Genomic DNA, 25,171 nt, shown 5'->3' on the forward strand with positions numbered 1-25,171 from the left:
AGTGGCGGGGCGGTCGATGACCCGCGCCGAACTGGCCGAAGCGGTCAACGACCACCTGTGGCGAACCACCGGCCAGCGCCGTGAACTCGACGCGCACACCATCGCCCGCTACGAACGCGGCGCGGTGCGCTGGCCCGGCAAAGACTACCGCCAGGCCCTTTGCGCAGTACTCCACGCCACCGAGACCGAACTCGGCTTGGCCGCCACCCGCCGGAAGCCCGCCGACGAATGTCGAGATCCGTTGGCGGTCAATCTGTTCAGCCCCTTCGATCCCGAACACATCCCCTTCGACTACCTGGCAAGCTCGAAGACTGTGGGCCGCGTGGGACGGTCCGACGTGGACAAGGTCCGGTATGCGGTTGCCGCGGCCGCCGCGGCAGAAAACCTGCACGGCGGCGGCTCGGCTGCCGACAACGCGGCTCACCATCTCCGCGCCTTCGCCCCACTGCTGCGCGCCCACGCCGCCCCCAGCACACGGCAGGCGCTCTGCGAGGCAGTCAACTGGTGAGGTTCAGTTCTCTAAATGCGATGCCTCAGATTCGTTGTGGCCCGATCAGCGGAGCCCGCCAGCACCATTTCGCTAGGTCGCAACATTTGTGTCCTTTAATGGGTACATTAGTTGTCGTGGCGGATGTGACACTGGCGCGGCTCGGCGTCATCGCGGAACAGCGGTGGGGCCTGTTCACGACCGCTCAGGCTGCCACTGTCGGTGTCGCTCGCAAGCAGTTGTCTCGGATGGCCGCCGCCGGCGCGATCGAGCGCGTCGCGCATGGGGTTTACCGGATGGCCGGCGCGCCATCGGCCGAACACGAGACGATCTATGCGACCTGGCTCGCGCTCGGCGGCGCGACTGCCCCTCGCGCCGACACCGGGGTGTCCGCGCTCGTGGCTGCCGGTACCACGGCGGCCGCTGTCCACGGTATCGGAGACTTCCTGCTCGACGAACTCGACTACATCGTCCCCGCGCGTAAGGGCACTCGCCTGCCCGGTGTGCGTCTACGGATCCGGCGCCTGGCCCCGGACGATGTCCTACCGGTCGACGGTCTGCCGACACTCACCGTCGAGCGGACGATCGCCGACCTCGTCGACCTCGGCACGGACATGTCACTGGTCGCCGGTACTGTACGCGATGCTGTGCGAGCCGGAAAGCTACTGTCTGCCGATCGGCTCGCCGAGCATCTCGACGTGATCGGCCGTCGCAACGGTTGCGAGGTCGTGGCGGATCTGTTCGAACTGGCTGGTATTCGTCCGGAAGAATTCCGCGGTGACTGACCGATCCGGCTACCCGGACTGGCGATCTCTGGAGCTGGCGATCAAGGATGCGGCCAAGAAGGCCACCCGCGACGCCGGTCCCGGTATCAGTGCCGCGACCATCGACGCTCAGATCCGGCAGGCACGGTTCGATCGGTTCCTCTCACGCGTATTCGCTGACGGTGAGCAGTCGGAATGGTTGCTCAAAGGCGGCATGAGCATGCTGGCCCGGGTTCCTCGCTCGCGCACGACCAAGGATGTGGATCTTGCCGCGCAGCAGGCGGGAGACTTGGCCGAGGCGGAGCGGTTGCTGAGTGCTCTGGTGGCGGCCGACCTGGGAGATCACCTCACGTTCCGGTTGATCCGATCCGAGCCCACCGGGCTTGGTGACAATCAGCCCGGTGTCGCCACTCGTCGTTTCGTGTACGTGTGCCTCGATATCCACACCGACCGGCAGATCGACACGATGACCGTCGATATCGTGGTCGGGCCGATGCCGGTCGGCCGGCCCGAGGTGATCGAACCGGCGAATCGCTTGCACTTGCGCCGCCCGCTGGTCACCTATCCGTACCGGCTCTATCCGATCGCAGATCAGATCGCCGACAAGGTTTGCGCGACCATGGATACCAACTATCCCGGCGGTAAGCGCAGCAGCCGGGTCAAGGATCTGGTCGATCTCGTCGTTCTCGCCCATACCCAGAGCGTCGACCTTCACGAGTTGCGCCGAGCGATTGCCGCCAAACAGGCACTCGGCGGCATCGAGCCGTTCGAACATTTCGAGATTCCTGCCGACTGGAGTCGCACCTACCCCACAACCGCGAAGGGTGTCCCGATCGCCGCCTCGTTCACCGCGACCACCGCGGCCGACGTTGTGGCCGCGTTCATCGATCCGGCCTTAGGTGTGAGTGCTGGGGACACGGCGATCTGGGACCCACAGGAACTCGCCTGGTGCGCGGCTCGGGCGCGCACGCGATAAGGGGAGCTGCAGTGAACCAAGCCGGTCCGGAAAGCGCCCTATCGGTGCTTGTCAAGTCTCGCGTCGCGGGCTCAGGACCGCTGCCCACAAGTTATGCGTTTCAGGTATGGAGTCGTGGGGTGGGGAGAAAAACCGCCCCTCACGACACTTTCTACGACAACCTCCCCGCCGGCCACGCCAACTACGGCATCCACGACATGTCGTTTCCCCAGGAAAAACCCCTGATCAGGGGGATGGTATGCGCCTGGCAGTGTGGGGGTCAGGGGTTCGAGTCCCCTTAGCTCCACCTGAAAATCTAGGTCAGGCCCGGTCCAGTACCGGGCCTGACCTGTTTTTTCGAACCGACCCCCGTGTACCCCGCGGTTCGGCCCCGAAAATGGTGTCAGCGACGGTTCTGCCGTCGTCGAGCGTCGCCAGCCGAAGCGCTTGCCCGGTATCGGCCGCTTCGGCAGGGGCGGAGATTGCTTCCAGCGTCGGCGAATAGTCGCTCAGCTCCCGTCGCCGGGCCTCCAGCAGTTCGCGAATCCGGTTCTCCGGCAGGCTGTCCGCCAAGGACAGTCGCGTCGGGAACGGGTCGCGCTCGGCATCGGCCGGTTGTTCCGGCGAGATCGTGCTGCCGCCTGCCACCGTGTCAGGTACCCGGCTCGTCCGGCCCGGTGGCGGTCCGTGCGGGTGGGCGGCGCGCGAAATCCGGTGCGTGTTCGGGCAACACCCCGCGGCCGAGCAGATACGGAGGAATGCTGCGCACCACCGGTGTTCGGCGCAGTAATCGCAGGCTCCGGGGAGCGTTCGGGGCGTCCGCTATCTCGACCCGGCCGGTGAGAGCCGGCACGATCAGGCGGGCGTGCAGCACCCGCTGTACCGCCTGGATCACCGCGGTCGGGATCAGGCGGCGGCGCTGTACCCGGGCCAGATCGCGGGTCGTCGTGGTGCCCGCGAGCAACGGCGCGGCCAATATCCTGGCCGCGGCGACGGCATCCTGGATCGCGAGATTGATGCCGACACCTCCGACCGGCGACATCGCGTGCGCCGCGTCGCCGAGGCAGAGCAGACCGTCGACGTACCAGGTGCTCAGCCGATCCAGCCGGACATCGAGTAGCTTCACCTCGTCCCAGCCGGTCAGGGCGTCGCGCCGGTCAGCGAGCCAGGGTGCGGCGTCGGCCATGCTGCGCATGATGTCGCGGACCGGGCCACGCCGGGCTTCCGCGTCGGCGCCTTTGGCGATGAGTGTGGCGCATTGCCAGTAGTCACCGCGGTCGAGCATGACGGCGGCGCGGCGGGCGGTGACGACGGGGAGCGCTCCGGCGGGGTCGGTAGCGGTGCGTGGGAGGCGGAACCACCACACGTCCATCGGTGTCGGCCAGCTCCGTGAGGGTAGTCCGGTCGAGGCCCGGAGCATCGAGGCGCGGCCGTCGCATGCCACCGTGAGGTCGGCGTGGATCGTGCCGGTCTCGCCGTCGGCCGTCCGATAGGCGCAGCCGGTGACCTTGCCCTGGACCCGGATCAGTTCGGTCGCTTCGGTACTCATCCGCAGCTGAAAGGTCGGTTCCGGTACGGCGGTGCGGGCGAGCAGGTCCAGCAGGTCCCACTGCGGCACCATCGCGACGTACTTGTGCGGGCCGGGCAGGTGATCGAAGGTCGCGAGCAGCTGTGTACCGTTCGCGATCGGCAGCACTATCTGCCGTAACTCGCGGGCGCCCAGTTTCGCGAACTCGGCACCGAGGCCCAGCTCGTCGAGCAGGTCCAGGGTGGTGGGGTGCACGGTATCGCCACGGAAATCGCGGAGGAAGTCCTTGTGCTTCTCCAGGACGGTGACCTCGACACCGGCTCGGGCGAGTAGCAGACCCAGCATCAGTCCCGCCGGCCCGCCGCCGGCCACCAAGCAGGTTGTCCGTTCCACGAGAAGCCTCCTTCGATCGCCGCGCGCCGGGAGGTCTCCCTGAAATGCTACTCGGTCACGTAACGACCCCGGCCGGCCTTTTCGGGCCGAATCATGGTTCGACCGCTGTCCCGGGGTCGGCGATACGGCTCGGCCGGCCCGGTGGTGGCTGCTGCTCGTCCAGGGCGCTGGATACCCGGGCGTCGCCGCGAGGGGCGAGTCGCCACGCTGCAAGCTTGCGCCGTCGTCGGCGACCACGGCGCAGGGCGGTGTGGCTCTCGCCGGGGTGCTCCGGAAGCCGGGTACGGCGTCGGGTCGCCGGCGGACGGGATCGCGGGGGGTGCTGAGCGGCAATATCGCAGTTATTCTGATATCGGGCGGATGTGCCCCCGCGGATCCTGATATCGGGGTTGCGGTATTCCGGGTTCCACGGCGTATTTGTTGGGGTTCGAAGTCCGGTCAACTCCTGTCATGGAGGACGATATGCCGACGAACGATCATGAATGGAGCAAACCCGCGGCGATGGCCATCCCCCGGGAGGGCTATTTCGTGCTGGAGCGGGGGCGGTACGGCCCGACCTACCCACGGACCCCCGCCTGCTACGGGTTCTCGATCATCGCGAAGGTCAAACCGGGCCGAGAAGAGGCGATACGCGCCTACGGGAAGCAGATCGAGGATGCCGTGGCAGGTAGTCCGAATGTGCTCGCGCCGCTGCGGCTCCACTATCTGCGGTGGCAGTTGTTCGACGTCGGGTCCGGGTTGCACTTTCAATACCAGGGGATCTTCGATACCGACTTCGACAAGTACACCGAGGATGCCGTGGCCCTCTTCGGTAAGACCGGCATCACCACCGTTTTCACCAACCTCGAAGGCTTTCCCGAGGATTGGCGGGAGAATCCCGAGGCGTTCGCCCGATTCGTCCGCGAGCATCAGGTGCCGAGTTTCCTCGAATACGGCGAGTACCCCTACGTCACCGCCGAGAAGATCAAGAAGGCGCTACGGCTCGAGGCCGCGTTCTCCGACATGCTCGATCAGATGCAGTGATCCCCGTGCCTGCCCTCGAGCTGGACGATATCCAGCACCTCTTGCTGACCCGTACCCCGGCGCTGACCGGCCGCTACGAGTTCCTGTCCTTCGACGATCCCGCCGGCGGCCGGGCCTGGCTGACCGCGCTGGTGGACCGGGTCCAGTCGGCTGCCGACGCACGCGCCACAATGGACAGCTCCGAGCGCTGGATAACGCTGGCCTTCACCTGGCGCGGCCTGGGAGCGTTGGGAGTGCCGGAGGAGGCGCTCACCACCTTCCCCGACGAGTTCTGTGAGGGTATGCCCGCCCGCGCCGATATCCTGGGCGATACCGGGGCCGGCCACCCGGACAACTGGGTGGGTGGGCTGGCCGGTGACGACCTGCACGCCATCGCGATCTTGTTCGCCCGCACCGAGGACGAACACCGGCGATGCACGGCAGCGCACGACCGGCTGGTGTCCCGCTGCCCCGGTGTGCGCGTGTTGTCGTACCTGGATCTGAACGCGACGCCGCCATTCGACTATGCCCACGACCATTTCGGTTTCCGTGACCGGTTGTCCCAGCCGGTGATGAAAGGATCCGGCGTAGAGCCGACACCGGGCTCGGGCGCACCGCTGGAACCCGGTGAGTTCATCCTGGGCTACCCCGACGAAGCGGGTCCGCCCCGCGGGCTGCCGCAACCGGAGGTGCTGTCCCGCAACGGCAGCTATATGGCGTACCGGCGGTTGCAGGAGCATGTCGGCGCGTTTCGGAACTATCTGCGCGAGCACGCCGACACCTCCGATGGGCAGGAGTTGCTCGCCGCGAAATTCATGGGTCGCTGGCGAAGCGGTGCCCCCTTGGCCCTGGCCCCCGAACGCGATGATCCACAGCTGGGTGCGGATCCGCTGCGGAACAACGATTTCGATTACCAGCAGACCGATCCGCACGGCTACGCGGTGCCGCTGGGTTCGCATATCCGGCGGCTCAACCCACGCGGCACCGCGGCGAATATGAACCGGCATCGGATGATCCGCCGTGGCGCCACCTACGGTCCGGCACTGCCCGCGGACGCACCCGACGACGGCGCGGACCGAGGCATCGCCGCGTTCATCATCTGCGCCAGCCTGGTTCGCCAGTTCGAGTTCGCGCAGAACGTCTGGATCAATGACGAGAATTTCCATGAACTGGGCAATGAACACGACCCCATCTGTGGCGCTCAGGACGGCAGTTTGCAGTTCACGATCCCCAAGCGGCCCGTCCGCAAGGTGCTTGCGAACCTGCCCGCCTTCACCACGCTCCGTGGCGGCGCGTACTTCTTCCTGCCGGGTATCGGAGCCCTCCGGTATCTGGCCGACCTGGACAGTGGAGAGGTGACCTGATGAGCACCCGATCGCCCGCACGCACCTACAACCAGGCACACGTCCCGCGCGGACACGATGGGGGCAGGCGGATAAGCATCTACTGGGCGTGGAGTTACCCGTGGGAGTCCCAACGCGATCCCGCGGAAATATACAACCGCTTCTCCACGATGACCGAGGTGCGCAACGCGGCGTGGCCGGGTTACGAGACCCCCGCCTACGACGCGGCGCACTTCCTACAGGGCATTGCGGGCACCCTCGAGCTGTTCCACCGCTCTACGCTGGCGTTCCAGCGGTTGGCCGGGGCGGTGACAGGTCATCCCGTCGCCGTGTTCCAGCGCATCGACCAGGCCGGATACACATTGCCGATCGATGAGCGGATCCTGGCCGACACCGATACGTTGATGGTATTCGGGCTCGACCACCTGCTCTCCCAGCAGGCGGCCACACCCGAGGAGAGCGCGGCGGTCCGGGAGTGGCTGGAACGCGACGGGACGTGCCTGCTGTTGGCGCCGCACCACGACGTCGGCTTCACCGACGACTACAGGCAGCGGCAGACGGAATACGAGCATCACGGCGACCCGTTGGTGCCCCGGCAACAGCGATTCGGCCGGTACACGCGTTCGCTGATGGAAGCCCTGGAAGTACCGGTGAACAACATATGGGGTCTGCGCCCGGCGGTCGTCGACGGCACCCGGGAGATCGCCCCGCTGACCGCCTTTCGTGATCTGGATACCCCGCGGCTGCTGGACGATGTCACCACATTGAACTTCCACCCCCATCTGCCGCACTACGAACTCACCGCGCCGGAAAGCGACTCGTTACGGGTCCTGGGTCGTCAGCGCATCGATCCGAGCCGGCCCCACCCCTTCACCGCGGCCGGCAACACGGAGTTCAACGCGCTGATCTGGATGCCACCCGCCGACCGGCGCGCGGGCGATATCGTCCTCATCGACTCCACCAACTTCACCACTCTGTTCGGCGGCACCGACAGTCTCGAGAACCTCTGGCGCAATCTCGCGACCATGAATTGACCGGGGATCGGTCGTCCGCGGCGGGTCGGTCCGGCGGTGTATGCGCCGCGACCACGCTCCCGGCCGGATCTGTCAGGGATGCTCCATCCGAACGCCGGTCCACGCCTGTGCTCTGGATGTCATGGGGTGGGCGCGGCTCATATGTACTATCCGTGCCATCGGGTCGGCCGGCGCTGTCGAAAGCGCGGGCGCGGTCGCCGGGAGGTTCCGGGCGTCGGTTTCGTCGCGCGCGCTGCAGAATTCGAGTTCGATCTCGAAATCCCTGGGGGCAGCGCCGCACTGCGCGATCATCGTATGCGCTCCCTCCCGGATCGACTCCTCGTCGTTCACGAACCGGGAGACCCCGAACGCTGGTGCGTGCAGCAGCCAGCGATCGTCGCGGCAGCTCACCTCGACGACGAACGACATGTTGTCCCCTTGTGTTGTGCTGCTGGTTCGTTCGCGGTGCTCGGGTGGAACGCCCGGCGGCGGTGACTGATTCGACGCGCAGGCCGAGGAGCCGGACCTTCGAATAGTTTACATTACTGCACATTTGTCAACTTCTCCTGAGAATCCTCGAAACTACGCGGCTTGCTCCGCCTTGCCTCCGAACGCTCGGGCACTGTCGTCCGGTGCGACGAACACGACTTGTTCACCGGCCACAGCGTTCGAGGGTGTCGTGCTCGAGTGTGCGCGGCCACAGGTAGCCCGGACTCGATTTCGGGTCGGTGCCGAACGACGATGCTTCGCCGGACCGATGACTCCCGTGAACCTCGTCGTGGGGTGAGGGGTTCGAGTCCCCGTAGCATCGGTGGGACCGGACAGCGAGTCCGACGAATCCACGGTCGCGCGCTGCGCCGGCGATCATCTCCGGATCGCCGGTCGGCACGCCACAGCGTTCTAGGGTTTCGGGGCGAGAGTGTGTAGATCGATATTGCCGCCGGTGACCACGGTGAGGACCTCTCGACCACGGATATCGTGTACGGAGCCGCTGGCTCCGTGTAGTATACCTCCGGACCCGAGGACGGCCATGGGTCCGAGTGTGGCCGCGGCCTCGACAGGATGGCCGATCGCGTCGCTGAGAAGTCGGGTTCCCTGGTGAATCCATGCTTCCGGTACCAGGACGACATCGTCGGCGGATCGGATGATCTCCGGCAACAGGTGGGCATCGACCGTCCCGACGTTGACGGCCTCGGCCATGGAATGCGGGGAAATGGTAACCGGTTCGCCGGCTTTGAACGATTCGTAAACCGTCGGCGCGTTCTCCGGGCAGGCGATGAGGATCTTGTACTGGCGGCCCCAGTGTTGCTCCAGATCCCGGATCGCCGATGCGGCCGAAGCGACCGTGCCGCCACCGGCGGGTAATACGACGACATCGGCGAAGGGCCGCTGGGAGAGCATATCGGTGACCACAGTTCCCAGCGCGGCGACCGAGTCGTGTGCCGAGACATCCATGAAAAGCCCACCCCGATCCTGTGAGAGTTGTCTGGCGTGGGCGTAGGCGTCGTCGTAGCTCGATCCGTGCCGGATCACGGTCGCTCCGCGTTCTTCGAGCTTGGCCACCTTCAGTGCTGGAGTGTTCGCTGGCACCACTGCGGTCAGTGGGATTGCGCGGCGGCGGCAGGCTTCGGCATAGGCGATGGCATGGTTGCCCGAGGAGGCGAGAAGAACCGGTGTTCCCGGAGGTAGGTCGGGGAGATCGCGGATCACGATTCGGGCGGCCCGTTCCTTGATGGAGAGGGAATTCGGGTAGAGATTCTCCAGGGCGATGTGCAGTTCGACCTGACCGATCGAGTCCAGTTCGGGTGAGTGGAAGATGACCGGGTCGGGCAATCGGGCTTCGTACATCTCTTCGAAGGCCCGCCAACGTTCCTGGATTGTCGGTGCACGCAACTCTCCCGGCACGAAATCGATCGAAGCCTTGGCGTCCATCTCCGCCGAACGGAACCGGTGCGCGGGCTGCCGTAGGCCCTTGTCGGCGACGGCGCGGAGCCAGTGTGAGAGGCCCGTCGCCGCGGAATCCGCCGTTTCCGACAGATGTCCGACGGCCCGCAGGAGGGCCTTCGCGATCTCGTTGTTCATATGCCCGCCGAACGATGCGCAGCGTCGCGGACACCGATCACGGCGTGCCGGGGTCGCGAGGTTCCGGTTGTGGAAGGCCGGATCGCATACCTGTCATATGAGCGACCCCGCCGGCCTCGATGAGCCGGGGCAGCCGGACCGTCCGGCACGGTCTGCCCGACGGTCGAACGCCGTGGTACGGCCGGTAGCGGCCACCCGCTCGGTCGGGACCGCTGCCCTGCCCGGGGGCGGGTGTCCTCCACGCCGAGCCGATTGTCGTGCGGGATCGCCGGATCACCTGTCACGAGCCGGTCCTCGTCAGCGCGCGAGGTCGACTGATCCGAGGTCGCGTTCTTCTCGTGCGGGTAGACATTCGCCGGCCCGAGCCGCGTACGAAGGGATGATCGTGTCCTGGCCTCCACTGGTCGCCGCGGCCCCCGTGACCGCAGCCACCATCCGTCTCACTGTATTTCGCATGCCCGCCTCGTCCCTGGTCGTGTCGATCGATCCGGTGGAGTGACCGTCGCTTGTCGACCCGGTCCGCGGCATCACGGGCGGATATTCTCTATACGCCGTTGAGCTCGGCCGTACGGGGGCGATTCCGGCCGGCGACGTACTCGGCGAAGTGGCGGCCACCACGGTGAACCGGGTCGACACGTTCGTACGCTCCGGCCGGGATCCGACCGCGATGGAGTTCCGGTTCGTGATCGGCGACCTCGTCGGAAACGTTATCGAGGACCGCTCGGCCGGATTCTTCTCCCGGAGAGGAGGTTCGGCGCACCGGCTCGGGCCCGGGCCGGCAGAGAGCCGTCTCCGAACTCACCCTCGTCACTCGGGCTCGGCGGTTTCACCCTGCCTGTGCCGGCACGATGTCCCGCCGACCGCCGGCGTCGGCCGTCGGTGGTGTCACCACCTATCCCGTTGCGGCCACCTCTGGTGCGGTGGCCGGTGGATGCGCGATCGACGGAGTTGTCGGAGGCGTCGAGTTCGTCGGTGCCGCGGGCTCGGTCGTCTTCGGCGCCGTGGTCGTCGGCGACGCGGGTGTGGTGGACATCTCCGATGACGTGGACACCGTGGTCGAACTCGCCGGAGTCGTCGTCGTGGTGCTTGTGGGCGCCGTCGTGGTCGTGGTGCCGGTCGGCGCTGTCATGGTGCTGGTCGGGGCCGTTGTCGTGGTGGTCGGCACTGTGGTGGTGGCCGTGCTCGATGTGACGGTGATCGTCGACGGGTCGGCCGACGCGGTCACTGAGCTCGGATCGGCTGTCACCGTGACCGTCGACGTATCTGTCGGAGGCGTGGTGACGGTTACCGTGGATATCGGGGTCGAGGAGACCGTACCCGGGACCTGCACGCTGAACGAGGCCTCGACCGAAAAGCTCGCGGTGGCGGAGAAGCTCGCGCTCATCGAACCATCCGTCGAGTTCGCAGGCGAACTGTCCGTCGTCGTGGCCGTCATCGACTCCGTCGCTGTAGCCGTGCCGATATCGGGGTCGGTGGAATCGGCGGCCGGTCGGGTGGCCCCGGTATCGGTAACCGCGTCGGCGCCCGGTTCGGGGACCTCGCTCGGTACATCCGACGTCGTGCTCGTATTCGTCACGCTGGTCCGGCTTCGGCCGGCGCTGTAGTCGGAAGTCTGTACGGTGGGTTCCCCCGAGTTGTTCGCCCGCACCGATGGGTTCGAATCCACCCGCACCATGAGCGTTATCCCGATCGCCGTGGTCGCCAACGCCACCACCACACCCGCACGTGAGAGCGGCCGCCGGAATCGATCGGCCGATGGTCCCCCGGCCGGCCGGCCGCAGCACCGCGGGATTCGAGGCCGAGACTGCTCGGCATCGCTGTCCGGCTCTGCCGCCACTCGGTCTTCGCTGTTGTCGACGGTATCCATCCAACTACTGCTTTCTCCTCGGGATGTACCGAGCGCTGGGAACCGGAGGCGACACTTCGGACAGCACGGCCTGTCAAATCGGTGACCACACCGCCGTAACCACCCGAAAACAAGCCCGAGTGTCGGATATCGAATTCCGGCAGTTCCGCCGAGCGCCGAAGCGCGAGCAGGACGGTGTCGCCTCGCGGATCAGCTCGAGCGGGGCATCCATGATTCGGGGTTCGACGGGAAGAGCAGTGCGCAGATAGCGCTTATCCGAACTTTCACCGAAAATTCTGGGCACCGAATCTCGAAGTTCCCCGGTTTTCTATCGAATTGTGCAAAGTTTCGTGATCGAAGTTTTCAGTGTTTCGAATAGGGATCCACGTCGCGCAGCCGTTGCCGGTGGATTCGTTGCAGTTCGCCTGCGCGGGTGAGAAAATCGGCGATTATTTCGAGTTCGGTGGAGTCGTACGAGCCCAGCAACATCTTGTAGCTCTCGACGATCATGGGTACGACGAGTTCCTGGACGCGATGGGCCGCTAGTTCGGTGGCCATCACGATCACGCGACGACGATCGGTCGGGTGCAGCGATCGGGCGATGTAGCCCTGCTTCTCCAGCCGGTTGAGCATGATCGTGACGCCGGCAGCGGTGAGGCCGAGCCGCTCGGCCAGCATTCCCGGTGTCGTTGCCTTCTCGTCCTCGAGCAGCACGATCTCCAATGCACGCCGATCGGTCTCGTTCACGCCCAGCACTCTGCTCAATTCGCGGATCAGATCATCGGCGGTTTCGTGATAGAACTCCAGGGCCCTTTTGAGTTCGACCGAGATCCGGGCGGGTTCGGTTGTTCTCGGGCACATAGGCTTTCCCCTCGATCACTGGAAAAATGAAGCCGCTCGGCAGAAGCCGCCGATCTGTGCGCGCTCGTGTGCCGAGCGCCCGATTCCATCCGGGGAGTCAGGGAGACCGGTGGACTCGATGAATGCCGTAGGCCGCGATGGGTCGGCGCGGGCCGGGGGCAGCCTGGGAATCACGCGTGCGGGCCGTCGTTTTCCGTGCGCGCCGTAGGGAACGCCGCCGGGCGTGTGAAGCGGGCATATGGGCTCCTGTCAATCGATCGGCCGGCAGCTCGAACCGCGGCTGACGGACATCACGAAAGCGGGCACCGCTCCGGCCGTCGAAGCGACCGACCGTGGCTGTGTCGTACATGCACTGTACGACACAGCGGCCGATGCGATACTGTGCATCCTGTTATTCGTTCGAATTGGATCTTGTGCCAAACCTGTAGCGGGACAACCACTATCAGGGGAAAGTCGCAGCCGGTCCGGTTCGGCTGCGACCTGAACCGGGTAGCTGGGCGACCCGGTCCAGGCATGTTCACCAGAGGCAGTCGTCGCGGATATCGGTCATTGCACCGCGTCGTCTGTCCGCGGGCTCAGCTGACAGTTGTCGTGGTGAGGGTCGGGGACGGGTTCGGGTAGCACGAGGTCGCGACATTGCCGACCAGTGCGACGTTGGTCGTCATGGTCATGCCGGGACTGGTGTAGCTGGTCCCGGCGTACTTGCTGGTGATCGGTGTTCCGGCCGTGCCGGCGGTGACGTTGACGGTCACCGCGGGCGGAGTGAAGCTGGTGCCGCCGGCGATCGGACCCGGCACGGTCAGAACGACATTCCCGCCCGATGTGGCGACAGTGCCGGCCACGGTGCCCCCGGAGGCGGTAGCCGAGACCAAGGTCGAATTCGCCGGAGTCGGAATGGTCATCTTCAGGTTGCTGATGTTGTTCACGGTGAAGCCCGAAGCCGAACTGGGTACGGATGAGGCGCCCGGTGTGATGGTGATGGCCACCGCGGAACCCGACGCCGCCGAACTCGGCGCGGTGCCCGTGACCGATGTGGTCATGGTCGAGGTCTGGCCGATACCGAGGATCGTGCCCCGGCAGTTCCAGTTCACGCTGACGGGGTCGGCATTCGCCGGTGCAACCGAACAAAAGACGGCAGCGACTACCGCTGGAGCAAGAATGCCGGCACGAAGCAGGGACGAGGTCGATCTCATGGCTATCTCCAAGAAATGTCGAGCAACGGTACGACTGGATGTCGAACCCCCCGAAATGGGTATTTAAAATATAGCCTGTTCGCATCTTTTCGTGGCTGAAATCACCGATCTCGCCTCGCTGAGAATATGATTATCCGCTATTAACTTTCCCTTCTGGATAGTTAATAGCGGCAAGGCTTTCCATATGGGGTGATCTTGTCTTTGTTGCGTATCGACAAGTTGCTCGCGGGATGGATGATCCTGCAATTCGCTCGAATATGAGCCTCGATCCGAGACTGCATCTACGGCTGCCGATCGCCAGCTTTCGTGTGGTTACCTTTCCAGGAATTCTCGCACCCGCTGATCACCTCGGGTCGCACGCTCGGTGAACCGATATGTCGATCCACCTCGGTCGGCTGAGCGAGGCTCGCATCACGGCGGAGGTCGGCGACCGAACGGCGAAGCGATGTCCGCGGCGCAGGTGGACGTGGTTGCCGGCCTGTCGAGAGAATCGGGATACGAACTGCGTCAGGTAGAGGTGCGATCGGAAGCCGCAGTCGAAGGAGCGAGGAAGTATGACGATTCCGCGGTACACGATCTCCCACTTCTCCCAGTCGAATCCGGCCGGAGACGGCCAGGGCGATATCGTCGCGTTGCTGCGAACGGTGGCCTCCTCGATCGAACGCCTGGGCGAGGTGACCGTGCAGGATATGGTCCTGCACAACGAGATGACCGCCGACGGTCCGTGGCCGTCGGTCACGGTCTACTACGCCGCCGAACCGGAAGAATAGAACCCCGGAACAGTGGCAGGCCGAGTACTACCGAGCTCCGCCGCCGGCCTCCCGGCCGACCGGCCCGGTGCGCCGGCGCAGATTGCCTCGTCGTCGACCGAGAACGCGGCGGTGAGTTCCACCATCGACCGACCCGCGGTGCCCACCTCCGGGATCAGGCGGCCGCTACGAGGCGGGCGCGGAGCAGATCGCGGCCTGTTCCGATCAGCCGGGCCACCTCGGCAGCGTCGTAGTAACCGGCGTAAGGGTGATCGGTGGCGGCGAGTTCGGCGAGGAGTGGTAGAAACCCTATCGCGTGGTTTCCCACGCCGGGGGGATCTCACTGCCGTACGCGATCGAAGCCCCGATGCCGGTATCCGGGCGGAGCGCCGGACCAGGATTTATCCGATTTTCCGCTGAATTCGGTTCCGGAAATCCTGGACATCGGCTCCGAACCAGGATTCCTGCCTGCACACTGAGCGGGGAGCCGCGGCCAGCAGACCACCGCGCGCTCCGTGCGCGGGTGTGCGACGTGCTCCGTGCACAGGTGAGTGAGAGGGATCACTGATGTCGGAAACCAGCACCCCGGGCCTGTCCGTGCCCGACGGACCGGTACCGGGTACCGAACCGGTTTCGTCACGGGCGGCGACGCGCCGCGCCGTCTGGAACACACTGCGCGGATCGTCGGGCAATCTCGTCGAGTGGTACGACGTCTACGTCTACACGGTGTTCGCCTCGTACTTCGAAAGCCACTTCTTCGATTCGGCGGACAAGAACTCCACCGTCTATGTGTACGCGATCTTCGCCGTCACCTTCCTGATGCGGCCGGTCGGCTCGTGGTTCTTCGGCCGCTATGCCGACCGGCGCGGCCGGCGCGCGGCGCTGACCTTCAGCGTTTCGCTCATGGCGGCCTGTTCGCTGGTGATCGCTCTCGTACCGGGCCGCGAGACGATCGGGGTGGGCGCGGCCGTGATCCTGATCCTGTGCAGGCTGGTACAGGGTTTCGCGACCGGTGGTGAATACGGTGCGTCGGCCACCTATATGTCCGAGGCGGCCACCCGGGAGCGCCGCGGCTTCTTCTCGTCGTTCCAGTACGTGACCCTCATCGGCGGGCATGTGCTCGCCCAGCTCACTTTGCTGGTGCTCCAGGTGTTCATGGACAAACAGGAGATCTCCGATTTCGGCTGGCGGATCGCCTTCTTCATCGGTGGTGTGGCCGCGGTCGTGGTGTTCTGGCTGCGCCGGAGTATGGACGAATCGCTGACCGAGGAGCAGCTCGACGCGGTCCGGCGGGGCGAGGATTCCGAATCGGGCTCGCTGCGTGAACTGCTGCGGAACCACTGGTGGCCGCTGCTGGTGTGCTTCCTGGTCACCATGGGTGGCACGCTCGCGTTCTACACCTACAGCGTGAATGCCCCGGCCATGGTCAAGACCGCGTTCGAAGGCCGCGGTATGACGGCCACCTGGATCAACCTGGCCGGCCTGGTCTTCCTCATGCTGCTGCAACCGATCGGCGGTCTGATCAGCGACAGAGTGGGCCGCAAACCCGTCCTGGTGTTCTTCGGGATCGGTGGGGTCCTGTACACCTGGTTCCTCATCAGCTTCCTCCAGGACGCCACATCGGTGGCGGCGACGCTGCTGGTGACCTGCGTCGGCTACGTACTGCTCACCGGTTACACCTCCATCAACGCCATCGTCAAAGCCGAACTGTTCCCCTCGCATATCCGAGCGCTGGGTGTCGGTATCGGATACGCCCTGGCCAATTCGGCATTCGGTGGTACCGCCCCGATGATCTATCAGGCGGCCAAGAACGGCGGACATGTGACCTGGTTCATCGTGTACGTGACGGTGGTCATCTTCGTCTCGTTGCTGGTGTACCTGTTCCTCCTGAAGAACAAGAGCGAGACGGCACTGGACCGGGAACAGGGGCGCGCGTTCGGGTAACGCCGCGGACCTCGGACTGCTCCGGAGGCCGAGCGGTCACTGCCCGTCCCGGTGCCCGCCACCGGTCAGCCGCCACAGCGAGGTGACTTCCGCGGCCCGGGCCGCGTGGAGTGGATCGGTGGTGTCCCGCGCTCGAGGATGGTGCGGCCTGATATCGGTCCTGTCGAGCACGTGCAGGCCCGCCTTCTCGACCGCGGTCAGGAGGTCGGCACGGGTCCGGAGCCCGAGATGTTCGGCCAGATCGGAGAGGACGAGCCAGCCCTCGCCTCCCGGTACGAGGTGGGCAGGGAGTCCGTTCAGGAAGTCGTGCAGCATACTGCTGCCCGGATCATAGACACCCTGCTCCACCGCGGAGGTCGGTCGCGCCGGAAGCCAGGGCGGATTGCAGACGACGAGATCCGCGCGGCCGTCCGGATAGAGGCCGGGGCCCCGGACGTCGATCTGCCCGGCGAATCCCAGGCGGCGGACGTTGTCGCGCGCGCACACCAGGGCGCGCGGGTTGATATCGGTGGCCACGATCCGGTCGATTCCCCGGCGGGCCAGGACTGCCGCCAGTACGCCCGTCCCCGTCCCGAGATCGAACGCCGTGCGCCGCCCCGTGCCGTCCGCTGCGGGCGCGGGTAGTGGCGCAGCGGCGACGAGATCGACATATTCGCCTCTGACCGGGGAGAATACGCCGTAGTGTGGGTATACGAGCGCATCGAGGGCCGGGATCCGCACACCCTTGCTGCGCCACTGATGTGCGCCGAGCACGCCGAGCAGTTCGGTGAGCGGAACGGCGGTCGGCCGCGCCGGCGGGCCGTAGGCCTCGGTGCACGCTTGCCGCACATCGGGGGCCCTGCGCAGGTCCAGACGGTAATCGGCATCGAGCAGGACGAGGACTCTGCCCAGTACGCGGGCCCGGTGGTTACGGGCCCGGCGGTGCAGATGGAAGGACTCCGCCGGGTTGGCGCCCGGCCGGAAAGGTTTGCGGTCGACCCGCCGGCTCATCGCGTTCAGCAGCTGACGCGAATTCTGGAAGTCACCGCGCCACAGCAGGGCGGTGCCTTCGCAGGCCAGCCGGTACGCGATATCGGCTCTCATACTGTCGTCCGCCCGGACGACCCGCCCGGGTGGCGGCGTCGAACTCTCGGAATGCCAATGAGCGCAGTGTTGTTCGTCGTCTTCGGTCCAGTGGATCGTGGACACCACGTACTCCTCGTGGTCGGATGTGCCGGGGCGCGAAGTGCACTTCGACGAGGAACGGGGCGATCCGTCCGCGCCGCGGCACGGGTTCGTGGTCAGGGCAGGCCGGATCAACGCTCCCGTGTCGGAGCGCGGGAGGAGGAATCACCGAGGACCATGCCGAGTGTCACGATCGACCCTATCGGAGTGAAGAGGTCGAAGAGTCGCGCAGTCGTCTCGCCGTGGCGAACAGTGGTCCGGGATACCGCGATGCTCGTCAGCACTGGAAATACCGCGGGCAGGTGGAATCCGCGACGGCGGTAGCGTGCTCGGGCGGGCACGATAGGAAACTGACGACGGGGCGCGGGGTGCGAGTAGAGAATCGGCGGGTTGTGTGGCGGCGGTTGCGGAAGGTCGGCGCGGTGGTCGCGGCGACGGCGCTGCTGACCCTGGGCAGTGGGGCGGTGGCCGGCGCGGGGCCGATGAGTGCTCCGGTACTTCGGGCCCCGGCCGGTGGATACGAGAAGCTGGTGGTCCCGTCCGGGATGGGCCCGATCGAAGTGCAGGTGCAGTGGGCGGCCCGCGGTGGCAGCTCGGCGCTCTATGTACTCGACGGGCTCCGGGCGCCGCGTGATCACAGTCAGTGGACCAGCGATACCGATGTGCTGCGTCAGTTCGCCGGTGACGACGTCACCCTGGTGTTCCCGGTCGGTGGACATTCCAGCTTCTACGCCGACTGGTACCGGCCGAGCAGCACCAACGGTCAGGCCACCCCGTACCGGTGGGAAACCTTCCTCACCGAAGAGCTCCCGGCCTATCTGGCGAGATACGGGGTCTCCCGGACGAACAACGCCATCGTAGGTGCCTCGATGGGTGGCGGGGCGGCCCTGACCCTGGCCGCGCATCATCGTGACCAGTTCAGATTCGCCGGGTCCTTCTCCGGCTTCGTGAATCCGACCTTCCCGCTGTGGAACGAGGCGGTGCGTGCCGCGATGTGGGACGAGGGCCGGTTCAACGTCGACGATATGTGGGGCCCGGCCGGCGACCCGGCCTGGGCGCGCAACGATCCGACCGCGCAGGCCGAACTGCTGCGCGGTCTGCCGATGTACGTATCGGCCGGAAACGGAATGCCGGGCGGTCCGGATATGCCGTACGGGGTCGGCAACACGGTGAACGCGATGGCCCTGGAGTCGATGGCCGCGGCGGCCGCCGGGATCTTCCGGGATCGAGTCGCGGCGCTGGGTATCCCGGCTCGTGTCGATATCGTCGCCGGAACCCACACCTGGCCCTACTGGGGGCAGGCGATCGCCACCGCCCGGCCGATGATCCTCGCCGCGCTCGGCGTCCGTTGACGAATACGGCGACTTTCCGGCGAGCAATGACATCCGTTGTCCCCCTTGTCGTTTCGATTCCGTACCGTCCCATCGGTGGCTGCGGCCGGAACGGGCCGATATGATCGATCCCGTGATGACTCTCTCCGAGCAAAGATTGGGGGTCCCGTTCGTGTCAGGTGAGTGCTGATGAGTACTCCGATCACGAATGGGAACGATTCCCGCCTCTCCTTCTGGTTGCGCGTGCGTGAGTTCGCCGTGCCGCCCTCCATGATCGAAACCGCGACCGCGCGCCGCAGCGTCGGCGACTGGGCCGGGGCCTGTGCCGCCGCGGGTTTCGATATCGATATCGACCTCCGGTCGCTGGCGCGCAGTCGGGGCCGGGAATTCGCGGATCTGGTCCGGAACGATCTGCGCCATCTGGCCCCCGACCTGTTGCGCTGGCACCTGCCGAGGGTTGCCCCGGACGGGCTGCTGCGTCCCGGACTCACCGTCGCGCTCGCTCGATACGGCCGACCGGGGTCGTGCCGGCGCTCCGCGGACGAGAGTTGTGCGTACCTCGTGGTCCGGACGATGCCGGCGTGGGCGGATTCCGGTCAGCGGATCGGCCTCGCGCTGTGGGACGGATCCCGTTCCGGTTCGCATCCGCATCCCCGGCCCGACCGCCGGTATCGACTCGATCTCCACCGTCACCTGTGGGACGACCGGAGGACCACTGAACTCCGGATTCGTTCCGGAGCAGTGGAATTCGATTCCATCGGTCGATCCGATCCCGCACTGCCCGAATGGGTGCCCCCGGGTTGCGCCGTCGACCGCTGGGCGGACGAGGCGCGAATCCTGTTGGGGGACGACGAGCGGCGTACCGGTGCCGTCCGGGTGCGGTTCGGGGGTCGGCGGGAAGTGGTCCTCGACCTGCTTTCGGACGGCGCCGATCCGCCCGAGCTGCGGATCGCGGCGGACTATCCACGCGGCGGAGTGTCCGGGTTGCCGGTCCTGCCCGACGCGGCGACCTGGCTGCTGCCCGATCTGCAACTGATCCGTACCGGTGCGATCACACCCGACCGGCTGCATCCGCTGGTCGCGTCGGCGCTGGCACCGGACTCCGCACCGGTGGGTGCCGCCCGGGCCGCGTACCCCGCGCACCGGGCACGGCTGGTGGACTGCCGTGGGGAACAGCACCGGATCGGTCTGGTCGACGGTGTGCTGACAGCGCTCGATCACGATCCCGCCGAGATCCGGCGGGAGGAACTGCTGGTCGCCTTGACCGGCACGCCGCTGCCGTGTCTGCAGGCGATCGATCGCGCCCATCGTCACCCGGACTGTCTGGCCGGTGTGCGTGAACGCCTGGACCACGGCGATACCGTCGGGGCGCTCGCCGTTGTCGAGGGTCTGCTCGGTCCGGCCGCCGTGCTGCGCGACGGCGCGTTACGGGACGAGTTGCGAGTGTCCGCGCGACAGCGGATCACCTACGGACTGTTCCGGGCGGGGCTGACCGGATCCGGTCCGACCCGTGATGAGCGCGCACAGCGTCGCCGTCGTGACCACCGCACCCACCCGCGCCACGCGACCGCACGCTGACCCCCGGCTCCGCGTTCCTCCGAAGCGATTCCGCGACCATCCGATTTCTTTCGAACCGAAGGTGATACATACATGTCTGCCTGCTCTTCCGCCCCGAATCGAACCCTCGACTCCCAGCTCGACAGCGCCGCGCGACTACTGGTCCTGCTCGGCGAGACGACCACCGAACCCCGCCCCGACAGTCAACTCGAGGCCCTCACATTGGCGGTCGCCGCCGATCTGCCGGTCCTGCTGTGGGGTGAGCCGGGGATCGGCAAAACCGCGGCCCTGACCCAGCTCGCCGATTCCCTGGATCTCCCGCTGACCACGGTGATCGCGAGTGTGCACGAGCCCTCGGACTTCTCCGGCCTGCCCATCATCGGCGACGATCCCGCGGCACACGGTGTCCCGATGGCGCCGCCGGACTGGGCCGTCCAGCTCGTTCGGGCCGGTCGGGGACTGTTGTTCCTGGACGAACTCTCGACGGCCCCGCCGGCCGTACAGGCGGCCCTGCTCCGCCTCGTTCTCGAACGGCGGATCGGTTCGCTCCGGCTGCCGCCCGGCGTCCGGATCGTGGCTGCCGCGAACCCGCGCTCCTCGGCGGCCGAGGGCTGGGAACTGAGCCCGCCGCTGGCGAACCGATTCGTACACCTGTACTGGACCCATGATGTCGAGGTGGTCGTCCGCGGCCTCGGCGGGACCTGGCCGCGCGCGACACTGCCCCGGCTGGATCCGGAAAAATTCACGGAGGCAGTGGCTTTCGCGCGAAGCGCGGTATGTGGACTTCTCGCTGCCCGGCCGGCCCTGGCGCATCGGCTCCCCACCAGCGAAACGCGGCGGGGCGGTGCCTGGCCCTCGCCACGCAGCTGGGATATGACACTGCGCCTGATCGCCTTCGCCACGGCGGCGGGCGCGTCCCGAGACGTCCTCTCACTGTTGGTCCGGGGCGCCGTGGGGGACGGCCCCGGTTTCGAATTGCTGAGCAGTATCGATCGGATGGACCTCCCGGACCCCGAAACGCTGCTCGCCGATCCGGCCGCCGCCGAACTGCCCGAGCGCGGCGATCTGCGCCAGGCCGCCCTGGACGGAGTCGTCGCGGCAGTTCGTAAGCGCCCGGAACGATCTCGTTGGGACGCGGCCTGGGCAGTCCTGGTGAAAGCTGTGGAAACCGGCGCCCCGGATCTGGTGGTCGTCCCCGCGACCACACTCGCCACGCTGCGCCGGGACGACTGGGATGTGCCCGCCTCGATCGAACAACTCGCCGGGATGGTGTCGGTATCCCGCGGCGCGGATCACGCCGCGGCCCGCGTCGCCGCGCAGGTGGGCCGATGACCGGCGCCCCGGAGCTCGACTCCGGCAAACTCTTCGCCGCCCGCCTGCACGCCGCCCGGGCCCGGCCCTACCTGGCGACGGCGCTGTACGCGCTGCATATCGTCGAGTCGCGCCGAGTACCGACGATGGGCGTCGACCGGTATTGGCGCTGCTACGTCTCGCCCCTGTTCGTGGACGGCACACCGGTGGAGGAACTGGCATCGGTACTGGTGCACGAGATATCGCATCTGCTGCGCGACCATCACCGGCGCAGCGACCGATTCGCTCGCGAACACGATCTGACCGGCCCGGCGGAGCGGCTGCGGATGAACATCGCCGCCGACGCCGAGATCAACGACGATGCGTTCGGCGACGGATTGGTCCAGCCCGAGGGCGCCGTGCTACCCGGGACACTGGGCCTGTCCGACGGCGAGCTGATGGAGGACTATCTGCGCCAGTTCCGGCTCGGCACATCCACGGGTGATCTGGCGTGGCTCGATTGCGGCAGCGGTGCCGACGGACTGGACCGGGAATGGGAACTGGGACCGGACGGGGCGGACGGCCTCAGCGAACAGGAACGCGAAGCGGTCCGATTCCGCGTGGCCCAGGGCATCATCGGCCGTCCGGGGAGCGCCCCCGAGGGCTGGCGGCGCTGGGCGGAGCAGGCCGTGCACCCGCCGCAACCATGGCGAGATCTGCTGGGAGCGGCGATTCGTTCGGCGGCCTCGGCAAACGGGGGCGGTGCGGACTACACCTACGGCCGGCCGGCCCGGCGTTCGGCCGGGGTGCCCGGCGCCGTACTGCCGAGTCTGCGGCGCACCCCACCGCGGGTCAGCGTGGTCATCGATACTTCCGGGTCGGTCAGCGACGCCGAACTGGGCAGCGCGCTGCTCGAAGTGGCCGCGATCTCCCGTGCGGTGGGTGGGCGTCGCGACCTCGTCACTGTGCTCTCCTGCGATGCGGCGGCACGGATCGTGCATCCGCTGTGCCGAGCCGAGCAGATCCCGCTGGTGGGCGGTGGCGGCACGGATCTGCGCACGGGTTTCGCCAGGGCGCTGCGCAGCCGGCCCCGGCCGGATGTACTGGTCGTGCTGACCGACGGTCAGACCCCCTGGCCGAGTAGTCGGCCGGGGTGCCGGACAGTGGTGGGGTTGTTCCGGCGGGAGGTCTCGTGGAGTGAACACGATGCCGATTACGTGCCGGACGCTCCTCCGGACTGGGCGCGGGTGGTCGAGATCGGCACAGCGGGTCGACCGTAGCGATTCCGGGACTCACACCACAGTGCGATTCCCGGCGATTCGATGTCATACCGGGGGATTACCCGGGGCGAGAATCCGGCCGATAGCTTCGGTTCCATCGAATTCGCCACCCGCCCCCGCGCAACCGGCAGTGCCGCCGTCCCCGATCGACCGGCAGCGGAACGGACGGAGTGGCGTACCGGCTCGACTTTCAGGAAGCCCTATGACACAACCGGCCTTGATCTCGGAATCGATCCCACGGTCACCGCGGCGCAGCGGTGCCGACGGTGATTACGCTCGACTGCTGCGCCGGATCGCCGACGCGGGACTGATGGAACGCCGGCCGGTGTACTACGCCGTCCGGCTCGGCCTCGTCGGGACGGGATTCGCGGCGGGTTGGGCGGCGTTCGTCCTGGTCGGGGACTCGTGGTGGACACTCCTGGTCGCGGCGTTCCTGGCGGTGGCCTTCGCGCAGGTCGCGCTCGTCATGCACGATGTCGCACATCGCCAGGTCTTCCGATTGCGGCGGCCTACGGAAATGGTGGGCCGTATCGCCGGCAATGCCGGGATAGGTCTCGCCTACGGCTGGTGGCAGGACAAGCACACCCGCCATCATGCCAACCCGAACCACGAGGAGCTCGATCCCGACGTCGCGCCCGATATCCTGATCTGGTCACAACGGCAGGCCCGCGCCAGCCGGGGGCTACCGCGTCTCATCGGGCGGGCACAGGCGTTCCTGTTCTTCCCGCTACTGCTGTTGGAGGGCCTGAATCTCCATCTGGCGGGCGTACGCGCGCTCAGCAGCCGACCGGTGAAACATCGTGTGCTGGAGGGCATGCTGCTCTTCGTTCATTTCGCGGCCTACCTTGCGACAGTTTTCGCGGTGCTCCCCGCGGACAAGGCCTTCGCGTTCCTCGCCGTCCACCAGGCGCTGTTCGGTCTGTACATGGGTTGCGTCTTCGCGCCGAACCACAAAGGTATGCCGACCCTCGTCGGCGACGACCGCCCGGATTTCCTGCGCCGCCAGGTGCTGACCTCTCGTAACGTGCGGGGCGGCGTGCTCACCGATCTCGCCCTCGGCGGGCTCAACTATCAGATCGAGCACCACCTGTTCCCGAGTATGCCGACGCCGAATCTGCGGCACGCCAGGGTGATCGTGCGCGAATACTGTGCCGAGATCGGCGTCGCCTACCACGAGACCGGGCTGATCACCTCCTACCGTGAGGCGCTCCGGCATCTGCATCACGTCGGCGTACCCCTGCGTGCCGCCGGGTGACACCTGCCGCCGGGCCCCGAGCGTTGCGGCCCGGGGCGTCGGGCGTTTACCGGCGGCTTTCCGTGACAGGTCCGGTCAGTCGTAGAACTCGCTCACCGGCAGATAGATCGGGCGCTCACCGGTGCCGATGATAGGTCCATCCCAGGCCGCCCCGGTGATCAACCGGTCGCGCTGTATCTCGGCGAGCCGTTGCGCGGACCAGTCCGCGCCGTCGCGCGAGTACCCCATGGATTGCAGATCGCTGCTGAAATCTCCGGGATCCACTTCCTTCAGGGTGGTGATCAGCGCGGTATCGAGCGGTCGATTCAGATTGTCGGCGACGAAGTCCGAGACAATGATGTTCCCGTTCTGGGCCCGCACACGCTCCTGCATGATCAGCTCGTTATCGGTCGCGGCGATCTTCCCGTGCGGGTGTACGAGGGCAAGAGCGTTGTCCGACATCCGATCGGCATGCGCCATGATGTAGTCGAAGGCGCCGACCGCTTGTCCGGCCGGGCTCCTGGTGTCGTGGGACCCGCCCCGGTTCAGGACGTACTCCTGGAACGACCCTTTGCCCTGTGGCCCGACAAAGATCCTGGTGGGCGGGACCACGTGCAGACCCAGTAGGCGGCTCGCCTCATAGGCACGCGCCTCGTTCTCGGTGTACCTCTCGTTCTCGCGCCACTTGTATATGCCGATCGGTCTGCTGTCGTGGGCGACGAGAAAAACACTGCCGGGACGCAGGGCGGTGAATCGCATCCGATCGAGCGCGGGCAGATTGTGGATACCGACCGGCCGGGTGGGATCGAACACCGACGCGGCCGGAATTCTGCCCTGCGCCGTGCCGCCGCGCATCGGGCCGGACGCTGTCCCGAGTCCCTTCGCGCTGATATCGCCGACAGTCTCGTTCATCGTGCGCAGGACCCGCGCACCGGTACGCGCGTCACCTGCCAGTGCGGTGGCCGCTCTGCCCAGGTGCAATGTCAGCGTATCCGGAAAGACCTGGCACGTCCGGGTGAGCTTCGATGAGCTGAACATTGTCGTCACACCGTCTTCGACAGGCGGTGCTTCCAGCGCCCCGATCGCGCACGAGTGGAGACGGTGGACGACCCTTGCTCGTGCACTGTCGGTAGATGCCTTCCGCGATAGTTGCCA

The 25,171-nt window shown here is 66.7% G+C and carries 23 protein-coding genes; 15 read left to right on the forward strand and 8 right to left on the reverse strand.

Features of this window, described 5'->3' with window-relative positions; translation table 11 throughout:
• Positions 1-16: 16 nt before the first annotated feature.
• The 3 genes from ACWEWT_RS20685 to ACWEWT_RS20695 all read left to right on the forward strand — a co-directional run bounded on the left by ACWEWT_RS20685 (position 17) and on the right by ACWEWT_RS20695 (position 2,227).
• Positions 17-508, forward strand: coding sequence for a hypothetical protein (locus ACWEWT_RS20685; RefSeq protein ID WP_452561122.1), 492 nt, complete (start codon positions 17-19; stop codon positions 506-508).
• Positions 509-624: 116 nt separating this feature from the next.
• The gene (locus tag ACWEWT_RS20690) at positions 625-1,272 is read left to right on the forward strand and encodes a type IV toxin-antitoxin system AbiEi family antitoxin domain-containing protein (RefSeq protein ID WP_452561123.1); all 648 of its coding nucleotides are present in this window, start codon (positions 625-627) and stop codon (positions 1,270-1,272) included.
• Positions 1,265-2,227: a nucleotidyl transferase AbiEii/AbiGii toxin family protein gene (locus ACWEWT_RS20695; RefSeq protein ID WP_452561124.1), complete on the forward strand. Its 963-nt coding sequence runs from the start codon at positions 1,265-1,267 to the stop codon at positions 2,225-2,227. Before ACWEWT_RS20690 ends, ACWEWT_RS20695 begins: the two co-directional genes overlap by 8 nt.
• Before the next feature lie 631 nt (positions 2,228-2,858).
• On the opposite strand, the gene ACWEWT_RS20700 is transcribed toward ACWEWT_RS20695, so the two are convergent.
• Complete coding sequence (locus tag ACWEWT_RS20700) at positions 2,859-4,127, reverse strand: FAD-dependent oxidoreductase (RefSeq protein ID WP_452561126.1); 1,269 nt, start codon at positions 4,125-4,127, stop codon at positions 2,859-2,861.
• Positions 4,128-4,589: 462 nt separating this feature from the next.
• Between ACWEWT_RS20700 and ACWEWT_RS20705 the strand changes: the two genes are divergently transcribed.
• Genes ACWEWT_RS20705 through ACWEWT_RS20715 form a run of 3 tightly spaced genes read left to right on the forward strand, consistent with a single transcriptional unit; the run spans position 4,590 to position 7,506 of the window.
• A complete protein-coding gene (locus tag ACWEWT_RS20705) occupies positions 4,590-5,150 on the forward strand; it encodes a hypothetical protein (RefSeq protein WP_452561128.1) in 561 nt (186 codons plus the stop codon).
• 5 nt (positions 5,151-5,155) lie between these two features.
• Positions 5,156-6,493: a Dyp-type peroxidase gene (locus tag ACWEWT_RS20710; protein ID WP_452561129.1), complete on the forward strand. Its 1,338-nt coding sequence runs from the start codon at positions 5,156-5,158 to the stop codon at positions 6,491-6,493.
• Positions 6,493-7,506: a hypothetical protein gene (locus tag ACWEWT_RS20715; protein ID WP_452561130.1), complete on the forward strand. Its 1,014-nt coding sequence runs from the start codon at positions 6,493-6,495 to the stop codon at positions 7,504-7,506. Before ACWEWT_RS20710 ends, ACWEWT_RS20715 begins: the two co-directional genes overlap by 1 nt.
• Before the next feature lie 72 nt (positions 7,507-7,578).
• Here ACWEWT_RS20715 and ACWEWT_RS20720 read toward each other — a convergent pair whose 3' ends face one another.
• Both ACWEWT_RS20720 and ACWEWT_RS20725 read right to left on the reverse strand, forming a co-directional pair.
• Entirely contained in the window at positions 7,579-7,914 is a 336-nt protein-coding gene (locus ACWEWT_RS20720; RefSeq protein WP_452561131.1) for a hypothetical protein, read from the reverse strand.
• 471 nt (positions 7,915-8,385) lie between these two features.
• A complete protein-coding gene (locus tag ACWEWT_RS20725; protein ID WP_452561133.1) occupies positions 8,386-9,567 on the reverse strand; it encodes a pyridoxal-phosphate dependent enzyme in 1,182 nt (393 codons plus the stop codon).
• 848 nt (positions 9,568-10,415) lie between these two features.
• Between ACWEWT_RS20725 and ACWEWT_RS20730 the strand changes: the two genes are divergently transcribed.
• Positions 10,416-11,171, forward strand: coding sequence for a hypothetical protein (locus ACWEWT_RS20730; RefSeq protein WP_452561134.1), 756 nt, complete (start codon positions 10,416-10,418; stop codon positions 11,169-11,171).
• A gap of 605 nt (positions 11,172-11,776) precedes the next feature.
• Here ACWEWT_RS20730 and ACWEWT_RS20735 read toward each other — a convergent pair.
• Together ACWEWT_RS20735 and ACWEWT_RS20740 are read right to left on the reverse strand one after the other, a co-directional pair.
• Positions 11,777-12,274: a MarR family winged helix-turn-helix transcriptional regulator gene (locus ACWEWT_RS20735; RefSeq protein ID WP_452561135.1), complete on the reverse strand. Its 498-nt coding sequence runs from the start codon at positions 12,272-12,274 to the stop codon at positions 11,777-11,779.
• Positions 12,275-12,849: 575 nt separating this feature from the next.
• On the reverse strand, positions 12,850-13,176 hold the full coding sequence (locus ACWEWT_RS20740; RefSeq protein WP_452561137.1) for a hypothetical protein: 327 nt from the start codon (positions 13,174-13,176) through the stop codon (positions 12,850-12,852).
• Between the two features lie 25 nt (positions 13,177-13,201).
• Between ACWEWT_RS20740 and ACWEWT_RS20745 the strand changes: the two genes are divergently transcribed.
• Positions 13,202-13,534, forward strand: coding sequence for a hypothetical protein (locus tag ACWEWT_RS20745; RefSeq protein ID WP_452561139.1), 333 nt, complete (start codon positions 13,202-13,204; stop codon positions 13,532-13,534).
• A 487-nt stretch (positions 13,535-14,021) separates the two neighbouring features.
• Entirely contained in the window at positions 14,022-14,237 is a 216-nt protein-coding gene (locus ACWEWT_RS20750) for a hypothetical protein (RefSeq protein WP_452561140.1), read from the forward strand.
• Positions 14,238-14,391: 154 nt separating this feature from the next.
• Here the strand turns inward: ACWEWT_RS20750 and ACWEWT_RS20755 are convergent, their stop codons facing one another.
• Positions 14,392-14,544 carry a hypothetical protein gene (locus ACWEWT_RS20755; RefSeq protein WP_452561142.1) on the reverse strand — a complete coding sequence of 51 codons (153 nt, stop codon included), beginning with the start codon at positions 14,542-14,544 and terminating at the stop codon, positions 14,392-14,394.
• A gap of 239 nt (positions 14,545-14,783) precedes the next feature.
• Here ACWEWT_RS20755 and ACWEWT_RS20760 point away from each other — a divergent pair, with 239 nt between their 5' ends.
• Positions 14,784-16,160, forward strand: a complete 1,377-nt coding sequence (locus tag ACWEWT_RS20760) for an MFS transporter (RefSeq protein WP_452561144.1) — start codon at positions 14,784-14,786, stop codon at positions 16,158-16,160.
• A 36-nt stretch (positions 16,161-16,196) separates the two neighbouring features.
• Here ACWEWT_RS20760 and ACWEWT_RS20765 read toward each other — a convergent pair whose 3' ends face one another.
• Positions 16,197-17,348 (reverse strand): methyltransferase, encoded by a 1,152-nt coding sequence (locus ACWEWT_RS20765; protein ID WP_452561146.1) that lies wholly within the window; start codon positions 17,346-17,348, stop codon positions 16,197-16,199.
• Between the two features lie 398 nt (positions 17,349-17,746).
• Between ACWEWT_RS20765 and ACWEWT_RS20770 the strand changes: the two genes are divergently transcribed.
• From ACWEWT_RS20770 to ACWEWT_RS20790, 5 genes are all read left to right on the forward strand, one after another.
• The gene (locus ACWEWT_RS20770; protein WP_452561147.1) at positions 17,747-18,676 is read left to right on the forward strand and encodes an alpha/beta hydrolase; all 930 of its coding nucleotides are present in this window, start codon (positions 17,747-17,749) and stop codon (positions 18,674-18,676) included.
• A 168-nt stretch (positions 18,677-18,844) separates the two neighbouring features.
• Positions 18,845-20,233: a hypothetical protein gene (locus ACWEWT_RS20775; RefSeq protein ID WP_452561148.1), complete on the forward strand. Its 1,389-nt coding sequence runs from the start codon at positions 18,845-18,847 to the stop codon at positions 20,231-20,233.
• A 72-nt stretch (positions 20,234-20,305) separates the two neighbouring features.
• Positions 20,306-21,544 carry an AAA family ATPase gene (locus tag ACWEWT_RS20780; protein WP_452561149.1) on the forward strand — a complete coding sequence of 413 codons (1,239 nt, stop codon included), beginning with the start codon at positions 20,306-20,308 and terminating at the stop codon, positions 21,542-21,544.
• Positions 21,541-22,782: a vWA domain-containing protein gene (locus ACWEWT_RS20785; protein ID WP_452561151.1), complete on the forward strand. Its 1,242-nt coding sequence runs from the start codon at positions 21,541-21,543 to the stop codon at positions 22,780-22,782. Before ACWEWT_RS20780 ends, ACWEWT_RS20785 begins: the two co-directional genes overlap by 4 nt.
• A gap of 202 nt (positions 22,783-22,984) precedes the next feature.
• Entirely contained in the window at positions 22,985-24,037 is a 1,053-nt protein-coding gene (locus ACWEWT_RS20790; RefSeq protein WP_452561153.1) for a fatty acid desaturase family protein, read from the forward strand.
• Positions 24,038-24,112: 75 nt separating this feature from the next.
• Here the strand turns inward: ACWEWT_RS20790 and ACWEWT_RS20795 are convergent, their stop codons facing one another.
• A complete protein-coding gene (locus ACWEWT_RS20795; RefSeq protein ID WP_452561154.1) occupies positions 24,113-25,054 on the reverse strand; it encodes a hypothetical protein in 942 nt (313 codons plus the stop codon).
• Between the last annotated feature and the right edge of the window lie 117 nt (positions 25,055-25,171).

The organism is Nocardia sp. NPDC003963, assembly GCF_053605105.1.